Below are 12,310 nucleotides of genomic sequence, written 5' to 3'. Positions count from 1 at the left end.
AACCAAGTGTTTAAAAAATCTAATCATAAGGTGGAAAATGCCAATTTTTAGGTGATAGTGTAAATATTTCAACTCCATCTTTTGTGACTCCAAGCGTATGCTCAAACTGTGCAGAAAGTGAAAGATCACGTGTTGTCACTGTCCAGCCATCTAGCTTGCTGAGCAGAGTTTCATGTTTTCCAGCATTGATCATTGGTTCTACCGTAAAAAACATGCCTTCTTTTAAGATAAGATCCTCACCTTCATCATAAAAATGTACAACATTTGGTGGAGCATGAAAAACCTTTCCTATGCCATGTCCACAATAATTGCGTACGATAGAATATCCAAAATCTTCAATATATTTTTCTATAGCAAATCCTATTTCATTTAACTTATTTCCGGGCTTAACTTGTTTTATCGCTTCCATTAGCGCATTGTAGGCAGCATTACACAAACGCTTTGCTTTTATTGAGGGTTTACCAGTCCAAAACATGCGACTTGTATCACCATACCAGCCATTTAAAATCACTGTAACGTCAATATTTAAAATATCTCCATCTTTAAGAGGTTTATCATCAGGAATACCATGACATACAACAGCATTTTTCGAAGTACAAATTGATTTCGGATATCCCTTATAATTCAGTGGTGCTGGAATTGCACCTGCATTGATTATAAAATCATGACATAGATCATTTAATTCATTAGTTGTTACGCCTACTTTGACGTATGGTGCAATGAAATCAAGGGTTTCAGCTGCAAGCCTGCCAGCTTTACGCATAAAGTCAAAATCTTCTTGTGAATGTATAGTTATGTTCATATTTTCCATTTCTTATTATAATTCACATCTTGCATAGTAGATAATGTCATTCCACTGCTTGACACATAATTGTACGAATATTGAATGCAAAAGTACAAAAAATAGTGTCATCAGAATGCCTTTTTTTCCTGTCATCCCAGTGTCACGCACTGGGATGACAAGGGGAGAGCTACTAAATGACATCTTCAATTTCTGTGTGTCAAGCACTGAAGAGGTCTCTCCTATTTTCTCTTGATGAATAAATCTAAGTAGAGTATAGTAAAAATGCATTTATGTAGCGGTTAATGAGCAATTTAGTTTTAGTCTATATAACTTTTTCAAACTTGAAAGAGGCTAAGGCTATTTCTGAAGAATTGTTAAACGAGAAGTTAATTGTGTGTGTAAATATATTTCCTGAAGTAAATTCTCTGTATTTATGGGAAGGTAAAATTAATAGTAATTGTGAAGTAGTGGCAATTATGAAAAGTAGGAATGATCAGGCTGATAAGATTGTAGAAAAAATCGAGGCAATGCATTCTTATGATCAACCAGCCGTTGTGATAATACCCATAGGAAAAGCGAATAAATCTTTTACTAATTGGGTTAATAATGTTATTGATATAAACAATATTGGGGTGTAGCCAAGTGGTAAGGCAGCGGTTTTTGATACCGCCACGCGAAGGTTCGAATCCTTCCACCCCAGCTTTATTGAAGTGTGCGTGAAATGATATCACTTTTTTATAAATTAAGGTTATTTAATTACATACTGGGCAGTTTGAAAGATATAGTTGTCAAGCTATTTCTTTTCACTTTGTATCTTTATACATCGAGCATTATGCTCATGTTTCTCACCAGTGGCTTTTGGTATGCTGTAGAATTTAGCTCTTTCAAAAATGCATTTTACCATTTATATCAATATTTAAAATGGTATTATGAAAATAGAGATGATTTGGGTTATGGAGTTTCTATTAGAATATTAGTAGCGTTTCTTACTCCGCATTTTCTCTACAAATTATTTTCTGGCACAGGCTGGAAGTCTTTTTTCAAGGAGAAGATAGTTCAGATACTCAGCACAAGAAGAAAAATGAGTAATAAACCAAATGGCAGTAGTTATGGTTATAGTAATAAGAACAGTTACGGTAACAATAATCTTCAAGAGGCAGAACGGAAAGTGAATATGATAAAGCAGCTATTAATCCAAGATATAGATGAAGCTATAGAAAAAAGATTAAATGATATTTTTCTTGGTGAGAGGGGTAAACCTCATTAAAAGGGCTTTATCTTTTTTAGAATTGGCTGTATTTTGTTTTTTACGTATAACGGATCGCAATCAGCCAGTATACATGTTTCAACAAAATCTTGACTGAAGTCTGATAGCCAGGAAATTGCTTTACGTTTCTCTACCAAGCTTTCTGTTTTTTTACAGTTACTTGCTGCATCAATCATTGCCTGTGATATCACTGATTGCCACAGTATGCAGTACCTTTGTATATCATCTAAAGTGCTATTTGCTTCGTGATGGTAAAAAAATTCTTTGAAATTGAAGTTATTTGACATTATGTACCTCTTTAAGTTGAAAATTAGAATTTGAAGTAGTGCGAAAGTTGTCTTGCTGAAGCGAGTAGCCTTTATGACAGTCAGACCGGGTTTTATGTGAGCTATAAATGTTTAAGAAATTATATCTGTTCAGATCTATGTGAAACCAGTGCTTCTTTTCTTGTTATCCGAGCTGAGATCCAGGTTGACAAAAGCGCTTTACAACGTTTTGTGTACAAAAACCAGTGTTGCATGACACTATTTGTTCTTATACCCTTTTTGTCTATCTTATTTTGTCACTCTGCTGAACAGATAATTTTCGCCAATAAGCTTTCTACTGAATTTTTGTTATTGAGCTCGCACAGATCAAAGACAAGTTTTGAGTCAAAAATACCTTAATATTATAATAAGGGGCTGGTAAAATGTGTCTAGTAAGTTTTCTTCTCTATGCAACTGCACCTCAAGCTAATAATGGACCATCAGGCGTATTACCAATTATATTGATCTGGTTTAATATTTTATTAGTGGGGTAAAAATAATTTTTTATAAACTCCTTATATATAGCTGTTAATTTATGTATATCGTCTATTGATACGCATTCATTTACCTGATGTGCGGTTTTGTTGATCATACCAAATTCAATTACTGGACAAATATCCTTAATAAACGCAGCATCAGATGTGCCACCATTTGTACTCAGCACAGCATCAATGCCGGTCATTTTATTTATCGCATCAAGCATAATATCAGTATTTCTATCAGGAGTAGAGAGAAAAACGTTTCTGCTGCTTTGCATAGAAAGTTTATAATCGTTAGTTACACTAGAGCATATTTCATCAATCAGCTTATATAAGCCGTCAAGCGTCTGTATGTTGTTATATCGAATATTGAAACCTGCTGCTATTGAGCTAGGTATTAGATTATTAGTATTATTTCCAACGTCGATAGTAGTAATTTCGCAATGTGAAGGCTGAAAATATTTGTTACCACTATCAAAAGTAGTATCTTTTATCTTACTTAATACCGATATCATTTTATATATTGGATTATCTGCTAGATCTGGGTAGGCAACGTGCCCTTGTTTACCATGGCAAATCAATTTAAATGTTGCAGAACCTCTTCTACCTATTTTTATGGTATCACCTAATTTCTCACTACTCGTTGGTTCTCCAACTATACAAAAATCTATCTTTTTTTGCTTGCTTTTCATCCATTCCAAAACGGCCTTTGTTCCATGTTCTTCAGCGCTTTCTTCAGCGCTGGTAATCAATGCACTGATTGAACCGCTGAATCGAAACTTACCTGCAACTGAATCTACGATAGCAGCAATAAATGCAGCTACTCCGCCTTTCATATCAGCTGCTCCTCTTCCATATAGCATTCCATCTCTAATTTCTGGCTTAAATGGATCAGATATCCAATCTTTTAACTCACCTGGTGGTACAACATCAACATGTCCAGCAAAACACAAGTTTGGTACTCCATTTATATATTTCGCATAAAGATTTTTAACTTTATCACCAAACTCTAAAATCTCACATTCAAAACCACTTTTCTTGAGAATGGCTGCTATATGCTCTATTGCCCCATCGTCTTTTGGTGTTATACTTTTAAAAGAAATTAATTTCTTAGTTAGTTCTACAGGGTCAATCTTCATACCAATCTTGAAATACTAACATTACCGTATTGTAAACATTCTATGCGATATTTAAAACAAATATTACAGCACACAGAACAAGTTCTTATTAGGGAAGTAACAGTACTTGCTGATAATATCTATGAAATATGTAGACAATATGGAAATGACATTTTTCTGATTGCAGATGAAAATACAGCAAAACTTTTAAACAAAAACATACTTAATAAAGTTTCTCATTTAATTATTCCAGCCACACCTGTCATTCCAGCGCGTGACTATGATGGATCGCAGTGTCACGCTACTTGGATGACACCAAATAGACTGAACAGAGCTGCTTCTCTCCAAACTGTAAACCTAGTTAGAAATAAAGCAAAAGATAGTGACTTAATGGTTGCATTTGGCAGTGGCACTGTTAATGATATCTGTAAGTACGCAAGCTATTTAGAAGGCAAAGACTACATATCCTTTCCAACAGCTGCTTCCATGAATGGATATAGCTCTGCAAACGCTTCAATATTAGTTGATGGATATAAAAAATCGTTCGGAGCACATCTTCCAAAGGCAATATACATTGATACCGATATAATTGCCAACGCACCACTACGCCTCACATTAAGTGGATTTGCAGATTTCATCTGCCGTTCAACAGTACAAGCCGATTGGCTATTATCTCATCTATTACTTGGCACAGAATATAATGAACTCCCCTTTAAACTTGTTCGCAATCTGGAGGAAATTTTGCTCAGAGAACACTTGGCACTTGCTAAAAAAGATAAAAGAGTAGTTTTATTACTTATGGAAGCCTTATTGATTTCAGGACTCGGAATGGTGATGTCAAAAGGCAGTTACTCTGCAAGTCAAGGAGAACATATGATAGCTCATGCAATTGAGATAGTAACACAGGATTATTCCTCCTCGTTACATGGGGAAAAAATTGCTGTGACAACGATTACCATGGCTAACTTGCAAGAGGAGATATTGTCAATACGAAACCCGATTACCAAACCGATCACTTTAGATGTAAAACATATAACTCAGTGCTTTGGTAATACCGAATTTATAAAAATTCTAAAGCAGAAGCAAATGATGCAGCAAAAAATTCAAGAGATTATTTGCAAAGAATGGAGTAATATTTCTAGTTTAATTAAGCAAAATTTACTATCTGCAAAACACCTGCAGAAAGTATTTGAAGATCTATCAATTCCGTACTTACCGGAGCATCTTAATTGGAACAAAGAGCAATATTGCAAGGTAGTCAATCTTACATTTGCAACAAGAGATAGATTCACCTTTCTTGACCTGGCTGGTTGTATAGAAAAAAGTTAGATTTTGTGTATTCGTTCAGTAGGGTAGCAAAATAAGATAGACAAAAACACAGTAACAAATGATGTCATGCAAGTAGCTATCCAGCCTTTCTTAACAACAAAAACTTAGCATGACTTTTGTGCTCAAAAAACTTCTGGATTCCAGCATCAAGTGCTGGAATGACATGGTAAAATATTATTCAAGTAGCCTCTGTCCCAATACCTATTCGGTGTCATTCAAGTCAACTCTTTTCTTGTCATCCCAGTGCCTAGACACTGGGATCCAGAAAACTTCACTTTAAATGAGTGCATTAGATTGTCTTTATATAGATGCCAGTATCAGCTACTCGGATGAAATTCATTTAGTTGTCTTTTCTCATCTACCTTACCACTTTCTTGAACGGATACCATTAGCCATTCCCCTGAATAGATACAACAAATGTTGTATCTTTATCACTTCACATACATTATTCCATATACTATATGAATAACTGAAAAAAAACTTCAGTTAATTGACAATGAATCACGTTATTTTGTCAAATGCGCTGCTATCGCCAAACCATAGCTTAGCTTGAGTGGCTGAGGAGGGATTTGAACCCCCGACCAAGAGATTATGATCCTCCTGCTCTACCACTGAGCTACTCAGCCTCATTAAAAACCTTGCTATATATATGATCTACATGTTTCGTATAATACTTCAAATCAAACAAAGATTCAAGTTTTTTAGAGTTAATAACTTCAAGTAAGGATTTATCTTGTTTCAGTTCGGCCAGAAAATCACTATTGTTTTGTTTCACTTTCATTGCATTGCTCTGAACAATTTTATACGCCTCTTCCCTCGCCAAACCACTATTTACCAACTCGAGTAATACTCGTTGTGAAAAAACCAAGCCTTTTGAAGAATTTAAGTTCTTTTCAATGTTTTCCTTATTGATCACCAATTTATCTATCAAATCTGTTAATCGTACTAAAGCAAAATCCATTGCTATACAAGCATCAGGAGCAATGCATCTTTCCACAGACGAGTGCGATATATCTCGTTCGTGCCATAATGCAACATTTTCTAATGCAGGAAAAACATAGCTGCGTATTAAGCGTGAGAGCCCAGTCAAATTCTCACTTAAAATAGGATTACACTTATGCGGCATAGCAGAACTTCCCTTCTGACCAGTGGAAAAATACTCAGAAATTTCTCCAACTTCAGTTCTTTGCAAGTGACGTATTTCAACGGCAATATTCTCTATTGAACTTGCAATCACTCCTAAAACTGAAAAGAATATTGCGTGTCTATCACGAGGAATGACTTGAGACGATATGGTTTCAGGTATAAGTCCCATTTCTTTCGCTACATACTCTTCAACAAACGGATCAACATTTGAAAAATTACCTACTGCACCTGATATTTTACAAATCGAGATCTCTGTTTTCGCGCTAATTAATCTCTGATAATTGCGTTTAAATTCAGCATAAAATCTAGCAAATTTTAATCCAAGAGTTGTTGATTCTGCATGCATTCCATGACTGCGCCCAACACAAACAATATTTTTATAGTCCTCAGCCTTTTTTTTCAGTGCTGCAAGTATATTTTTTAAATTTTCGAGCAAAATATCACATGATTCCTTTAACTGAACCGCAAGGCATGTATCTAAAACGTCAGAACTTGTCATTCCATAATGAAGATAACGAACATCAACTCCCGCTTCTTCAGCAACATATGTTAAAAAAGCTATAACATCATGTTTTACAATGGATTCAATTTCGTTAATACGTTCAATATCAAATTCAATAACATCAGAGAGCTTCTGAGCAACACTATTTGGAATCACTCCTAACTCTGCTTGAGCTTCACACGCTAATTTTTCTATTTTGAGCCATATATTAAACTTATTTTTTTCTTCCCAAATGGAAGACATTTCTTTGCGGCTATAGCGTGGGATCATTAGATGATCCCTGTCTTATCTTTGAACATGCTAGACCCCAGTGTGTAACACTGGGACGACAGAAAAAAAAGGCACTGGAATGACAAGAGTAGTTGAAATATTTTATTCACTGCTATTCGTTATTTGTATCTTCTTGTTGCTCAGATTTCTGATTTTGCAACTTTACTTGCCTCAATTCATGTGCATCTTTTTCAGATCTTACAACGTATATAGTAATTGGAACTATCACTTTACTATGTAATTCTATATTTACTTGATACTCGCCCAAATTTTTGATACTTATTCCACCAAAAGATAAACTATGATGACTTATATTATATCTTTCTTGTAATAAAGTTTTTGCAATTTCACGTGTGGTTACAGAGCCAAAAATCTTTCCATCCTCTGAAGCTTGCTTTATTAATATAATAAATTTATCATGCAGTGATGATGCAAGCACTTTTGCTGCATTTAATTTTTTGATATTTTCTTCTTCCAATAATAAACGCTGTTCCTCTAACTTTATTAAATTTTCCTTAGTGGCTTTCATCGCCTTTTTTTGTGGAAAAAGAAAATTACGTGCATAACCTGGCTTAACTTTGACAACTTCACCAAGCTTACCTAAAGTTGTTATATTTTCCTTTAAAATTATTAACATAAATTACCTAACTTTTTTAGTACAGTAAGGAGCAAGAGCTAAAAAGCGTGCTCTTATAATTGCTAAGCGCAACTTTCTTTGTTTTCTTGCGCACACACCTGTTAACCTTCTAGGTAATATTCTACCATAGTCAGAGGTGAATTTGGACAATAAATCTATATTCTTATAGTCTATGTCCTCATCTTTAGATGCAGTAAGAGGACAGACCTTAGGACGCCTAAAGCCAGTTCTGTTATTTACAGACACGTAAGAATTATTAAAACTATTTCGTCTTTTCATCATTATGCACTTTTCTCCTCAATTTGTTTATCCAGCATGTAAGATTTACCTTTAAAAAACTCATTAACCCGTACAGACAAGTGGCGAATAATATTCTCATTCAGTTTTACTCTACGCTCAAATTCATCCATAATGCTTGAAGTAAAACTTATACACATCATACAGTAATGACCACTTTTCATCTTATTTATTGGGTATGCAAAATCCAATAGACCCCAATATTCATATTTTATCAATCCTGAAGCTTCAATATTTTTCAAAAGCACTTCCAGCGTTTTACTCAATTGATTTGAGTCTACTATTTTAAAACTTTTTAAAACCTCTTGAAGGGGCTTTATTAGATGTTGTGAAATATTTTCCTTAAAAGCATTTACTACATTATAGATAAATGCACTTTTAGTGTTAGCTCCTGGAAGGTCCATAAAATTTTGTTTTATTCCCGTATCACTTAGTTCATTTTTCAATTCTTTATCGATTCTTGACTTTATTTCTTTTAAATTTGAAAAATCTTCTTCCAATTCAACCCATAAAATTTTTGTCAGAGTTTCCAAAAAATCAGAGTAAACAATCAGACTTTTTTTAATGCTTTCAGTACTTGCCTCTAGCTCTTGTTTTGTAACTCTGCTATGTTCTCTTTCTATGAGACCTTTAACCTCCTGAGAAATAACATCTGCTTTAATATTTTTTAACAAAATAGCCAATTCTTGGACCATTTCTTCTACTTCTTGCTGCAATAAGTTCGGTTGTGCTATAAAAGTAAATTCATAGAGATTCACTATATCTTCCTTTAATATCAATTAAACACTTTATTATATAAAACTTTTTTATATAAGCAAGTTATTTGTATTAATTTCTACGCCTTCAATCCAACTTAAGTGAGATATTTCATAAATAGCTTGGGGGGTGATTGAATATGTACCTGGCAACAAGATGCTGACTTTATGTTTTTCGAGAAGAAACTTTAGCATTATTTTGGTTTTGCCTCCATTTTTCAACACTGAATTCAACTCCTCAGCAACTTTTTGCGAGTCTGCACATACAGAAGTTAAAACTAATCCTTTCATTAGAGAAGTAACCTTTTCTGTAAATTCAGATATGTCCTTTCCTGATAGTCTCGTTGTGTTTTCTGAAATTTCAAGATCAATTATCACAAATGCTCCAGGTGAAAATAGATTCCTTTTTTCTTCTATTATTTCATTATTGTAGAATGCTATTTCAGAAACATTGTGGGGATCAGAAAGTGTTAGGATAACAAATCTTCCACGTTCTGAGGTTCTCATACGCACATTTAATATTACACCAGCAGTTTTTATCGTTTTACTCTCTCCGATAAACCCAATATTTAATTTTTTCAAGAGAGTTCTAAACTTTTCAAGTGGATGATTAGTTAAGTAAAATCCCAATGAAAATAACTCATGCTCTAATTTTTCCTCTTCATTAAAATCTTCCACGTTCTCAAGTTTTGGCTTCAGAATATCAAGATTACCAAATAAAGCAGCTTGATTTGACTGCCTATTTTTATTTGCAAAGTAAATCAATGTGTCTATTGACTCGTATAACTGCTTTCTATTTTTGTGCACACTATCGAAAGCTCCAGATTTAATTAAGCTTTCTAGCGCCCTCTTATTTATCATATGACCAGAATTTTGAATAAATTCCCATATGTCCTTATAAGGTGCATTTACTATTCCTTCTGCTATAGCAAAACCAACATTACGCAAAGCAGCAATTCCGTAGCGTATGTGCTCACCCTCTATTGAAAATTCAGCCTTAGATTTGCTGATATCAGGCGAAAGAACAGCAGCTCCACTGAATTTTGCAGCATGATAAAACAAATTCAGTTTGTCTCTATCATCAATGTTGAGATTCATCAAGGCCGTAAAAAATTCTAGCGGGTAGTTAGCCTTAAGGTAAGCTGTTTGGTAAGATATAATCGCATATGCTGCAGCGTGGGATTTATTAAATCCATAACCAGCAAATTTTGCAACAAGATCAAAAATATAACTTGCCCTGTCGTAATCAACACCGTTTTTTGTTGCTCCTTGAACAAAAAGTTCACGTTGTTTATCCATCTCTGCCTTAATTTTCTTACCCATGGCACGTCTGAGTAAATCCGCCTCTGCTAAGCTATATCCAGAGAGAATACGCGCTATTTCCATTACCTGTTCTTGGTAGATTATTACTCCGAATGTTTCTTTTAACACCTCCTCAAGCAATGGATGAATGTAATCTGGCTTTTCAAGTCCATGCTTTCTTGCAACATAAGTTGGAATGTTATCCATAGGCCCTGGGCGATAAAGAGAAATTAAAGCGATGATATCTTCAATGCAGTCTGGCTTTAGTTTGATTAAAGCTTCTCTCATTCCCGAACTTTCAAGCTGAAACACTCCGATTGAATCACCTCTTGAGAGCATTTCATAGGTTCTTTGATCAATCAAAGAAACCGAGGAAATATCAAATTTTTTTTCATCACGATTAATTAAACGACATACATGATCTATTAGTGTTAGCGTACCAAGTCCAAGAAAATCAAATTTTATTAACCCAGCTTTCTCTACATATTTCATACTGTATTGAGTGATTGGCAGAGCCGAATTTGGATCATAATAGACGGGAACAAAATTTTCTAATTTTTGATCGCATATTACAATTCCAGCAGCATGAGTTGAAACGTGACGATATATTCCTTCGAGCTTTAGAGATATATCAAGAAGTTTGGCAATTACTTCATCACTATCCCTTTCTTTCTGAAGATTTTGATCAAACTCTATCGCTTGCGATAAAGTTACAGGATTTACTGGATTAAATGGAACCATTTTAGATATTTTATCCACTTGAGAGTAAGGCATTTGCAATACTCTACCAACATCACGCAATACTGCCCTTGCTTGCAATTTTCCAAAAGTGATTATTTGAGCAACATAACCGTACTTTTTCTGAACATAATCAATAACCAGGTCCCTTTTCTCTTGGCAGAAATCGATATCAAAGTCAGGCATCGATACACGATCAGGATTTAAAAATCTTTCAAAGATCAGACCAAACTTTATTGGATCAAGATCTGTAATTTGTAAGCTCCAAGCAACAATCGATCCAGCACCAGAACCTCTTCCCGGTCCAACTGGAATGCCATTTGCTTTGCTCCAACGAATGAAATCAGAAACTATCAAAAAGTAGCCAGCGTAGTTCATCGAAGTTATTACGCTTAGTTCGTAATTCAGCCGATCGTAGTATTGTTTAAGGTCTATGTCCGTTTCATTTGCAATGCGGAATTCTAATCCTGCAATTGCCTGCTCCCTCAGTTCTTCATTCTCAGTTTTATTTTCTCGACAAGGAAATTTAGGCAAGATAGGCTGCCTGCTTCTTGGCATATAAGAGCACCGCTTAGCTATCACTGAAGTGTTATGAATTGCTTCGGGAATGTCGCTGAACAGTTCCTCCATTTCTGCTACAGATTTGAAGTAATGCTCGGTAGTTAACTTCTTTCTGTTATTCTCCAGGGCATAACTGCCCTCCGATATGCACGTTAATATATCATAAGCTTCATAATCAGATCTATTTGAAAAAAACACATCATTCGTTGCAACTAGTGGTATATTGCGCTGATAAGCAAAATCTATTAAAGCTTCTTCAAGCTCTAGCTCTTTATTCAGCCCATGACGCTGCAATTCAACATATAAATGACCATCGAATGCTGAGAGCAGTCTTTTTATCGTTTCTTTATCTTGCTTCAATAACAGTTGAGCCAATATGCCGTCATATCCACCAGTTAAGGCGATTAGGCCTGAACTTAAATTTAATAGCTCATCAAAATCAACGTAAGGAATATCGCTGTTATTCTTGCGCTTTTTAAAAGACTCACTCACCAAGGTGACTAAATTAGTGTACCCTTGTTCATTTTTTGCAAGTAGGAGTATTGATAAATTTTGTTCTAAGTGTCGAACGATAATATTGCATCCTATTATTAGCTGTATTCCCCTACTTGCTGCATATTCTGCAAATTCAAGTGAGCCAAATAAGTTACCTGAGTCAGTAACTGCAACTGCCGGCATTTTGTTCTGCAAACAAAGACCAATCAGCTCCTCAATTTTAACCGAACTCTCAAGCAGAGAATAAACGCTATGAACACGCAAGTGTATGAACATAAAAAACTTTAGATTAGCAATAAAAGGATAACATTAATTTGCTCGTAGG

General features: G+C 34.8%; 11 protein-coding genes and 2 tRNA genes. 4 read left to right on the top strand and 9 right to left on the bottom strand.

The features are described from left to right. Positions 1 to 19: 19 nt before the first annotated feature. Entirely contained in the window at positions 20 to 802 is a 783-nt protein-coding gene (gene map, locus ABWU45_RS01795) for a type I methionyl aminopeptidase (protein ID WP_010403864.1), read from the bottom strand. 284 nt (positions 803 to 1,086) lie between these two features. Between map and cutA the strand changes: the two genes are divergently transcribed. The 3 genes from cutA (at position 1,087) to ABWU45_RS01780 (ending at position 2,051) form a co-directional block, all read left to right on the top strand. Further along, a complete protein-coding gene (cutA, locus tag ABWU45_RS01790; protein ID WP_264682928.1) occupies positions 1,087 to 1,422 on the top strand; it encodes a divalent-cation tolerance protein CutA in 336 nt (111 codons plus the stop codon). After that, positions 1,413 to 1,484 (top strand) — tRNA-Gln (locus ABWU45_RS01785). Before cutA ends, ABWU45_RS01785 begins: the two co-directional genes overlap by 10 nt. Positions 1,485 to 1,505: 21 nt before the next feature. Further along, positions 1,506 to 2,051, top strand: a complete 546-nt coding sequence (locus ABWU45_RS01780) for a hypothetical protein (RefSeq protein ID WP_015587954.1) — start codon at positions 1,506 to 1,508, stop codon at positions 2,049 to 2,051. On the opposite strand, the gene ABWU45_RS01775 is transcribed toward ABWU45_RS01780, so the two are convergent. Together ABWU45_RS01775 and dapE are read right to left on the bottom strand one after the other, a co-directional pair. After that, positions 2,048 to 2,338 carry a hypothetical protein gene (locus ABWU45_RS01775; protein WP_353278758.1) on the bottom strand — a complete coding sequence of 97 codons (291 nt, stop codon included), beginning with the start codon at positions 2,336 to 2,338 and terminating at the stop codon, positions 2,048 to 2,050. The two genes, ABWU45_RS01780 and ABWU45_RS01775, sit on opposite strands and share 4 nt — an antisense overlap. 439 nt (positions 2,339 to 2,777) lie before the next feature. Then, a complete protein-coding gene (gene dapE, locus ABWU45_RS01770) occupies positions 2,778 to 3,974 on the bottom strand; it encodes a succinyl-diaminopimelate desuccinylase (protein ID WP_353278757.1) in 1,197 nt (398 codons plus the stop codon). 42 nt (positions 3,975 to 4,016) lie between these two features. On the opposite strand from dapE, the gene ABWU45_RS01765 reads away from it, so the two are divergent. Continuing rightward, positions 4,017 to 5,282, top strand: a complete 1,266-nt coding sequence (locus ABWU45_RS01765; protein WP_353278755.1) for an iron-containing alcohol dehydrogenase — start codon at positions 4,017 to 4,019, stop codon at positions 5,280 to 5,282. Between the two features lie 554 nt (positions 5,283 to 5,836). On the opposite strand, the gene ABWU45_RS01755 is transcribed toward ABWU45_RS01765, so the two are convergent. The 6 genes from ABWU45_RS01755 to dnaE form a co-directional block, all read right to left on the bottom strand. Next, positions 5,837 to 5,908 (bottom strand) — tRNA-Met (locus ABWU45_RS01755). Beyond that, the gene (gene purB, locus ABWU45_RS01750) at positions 5,899 to 7,200 is read right to left on the bottom strand and encodes an adenylosuccinate lyase (protein ID WP_264682931.1); all 1,302 of its coding nucleotides are present in this window, start codon (positions 7,198 to 7,200) and stop codon (positions 5,899 to 5,901) included. The genes ABWU45_RS01755 and purB overlap by 10 nt, the downstream gene beginning before the upstream one ends. Positions 7,201 to 7,312: 112 nt before the next feature. Then, the gene (gene rplI / locus ABWU45_RS01745; protein WP_353278754.1) at positions 7,313 to 7,837 is read right to left on the bottom strand and encodes a 50S ribosomal protein L9; all 525 of its coding nucleotides are present in this window, start codon (positions 7,835 to 7,837) and stop codon (positions 7,313 to 7,315) included. Positions 7,838 to 7,840: 3 nt separating this feature from the next. Then, positions 7,841 to 8,119: a 30S ribosomal protein S18 gene (rpsR, locus tag ABWU45_RS01740; protein ID WP_010402759.1), complete on the bottom strand. Its 279-nt coding sequence runs from the start codon at positions 8,117 to 8,119 to the stop codon at positions 7,841 to 7,843. Next, positions 8,119 to 8,892: a 30S ribosomal protein S6 gene (gene rpsF / locus ABWU45_RS01735; RefSeq protein WP_353278752.1), complete on the bottom strand. Its 774-nt coding sequence runs from the start codon at positions 8,890 to 8,892 to the stop codon at positions 8,119 to 8,121. Before rpsF ends, rpsR begins: the two co-directional genes overlap by 1 nt. A gap of 48 nt (positions 8,893 to 8,940) precedes the next feature. After that, complete coding sequence (gene dnaE, locus ABWU45_RS01730) at positions 8,941 to 12,261, bottom strand: DNA polymerase III subunit alpha (protein WP_353278750.1); 3,321 nt, start codon at positions 12,259 to 12,261, stop codon at positions 8,941 to 8,943. Positions 12,262 to 12,310 lie beyond the last annotated feature (49 nt).

This window comes from Wolbachia endosymbiont (group B) of Longitarsus flavicornis, from assembly GCF_964028135.1.
In the GTDB taxonomy this organism is placed as follows: Bacteria; Pseudomonadota; Alphaproteobacteria; order Rickettsiales; family Anaplasmataceae; genus Wolbachia.
Note: the sequence above shows the minus strand (reverse complement) of the source record. Positions and strands in the feature narration are given on the sequence as shown.

Excerpts from the sequence above, each read along its gene's own strand:
- dapE (WP_353278757.1), bottom strand. The coding sequence starts at position 3,974 with ATGAAGATTGACCCTGTAGAACTAACTAAGAAATTAATTTCTTTTAAA.
- ABWU45_RS01780 (WP_015587954.1), top strand. The coding sequence starts at position 1,506 with ATGATATCACTTTTTTATAAATTAAGGTTATTTAATTACATACTGGGC.
- ABWU45_RS01775 (WP_353278758.1), bottom strand. The coding sequence starts at position 2,338 with ATGTCAAATAACTTCAATTTCAAAGAATTTTTTTACCATCACGAAGCA.
- cutA (WP_264682928.1), top strand. The coding sequence starts at position 1,087 with ATGAGCAATTTAGTTTTAGTCTATATAACTTTTTCAAACTTGAAAGAG.
- map (WP_010403864.1), bottom strand. The coding sequence starts at position 802 with ATGAACATAACTATACATTCACAAGAAGATTTTGACTTTATGCGTAAA.
- rplI (WP_353278754.1), bottom strand. The coding sequence starts at position 7,837 with ATGTTAATAATTTTAAAGGAAAATATAACAACTTTAGGTAAGCTTGGT.
- dnaE (WP_353278750.1), bottom strand. The coding sequence starts at position 12,261 with ATGTTCATACACTTGCGTGTTCATAGCGTTTATTCTCTGCTTGAGAGT.
- purB (WP_264682931.1), bottom strand. The coding sequence starts at position 7,200 with ATGATCCCACGCTATAGCCGCAAAGAAATGTCTTCCATTTGGGAAGAA.
- rpsR (WP_010402759.1), bottom strand. The coding sequence starts at position 8,119 with ATGATGAAAAGACGAAATAGTTTTAATAATTCTTACGTGTCTGTAAAT.
- ABWU45_RS01765 (WP_353278755.1), top strand. The coding sequence starts at position 4,017 with ATGCGATATTTAAAACAAATATTACAGCACACAGAACAAGTTCTTATT.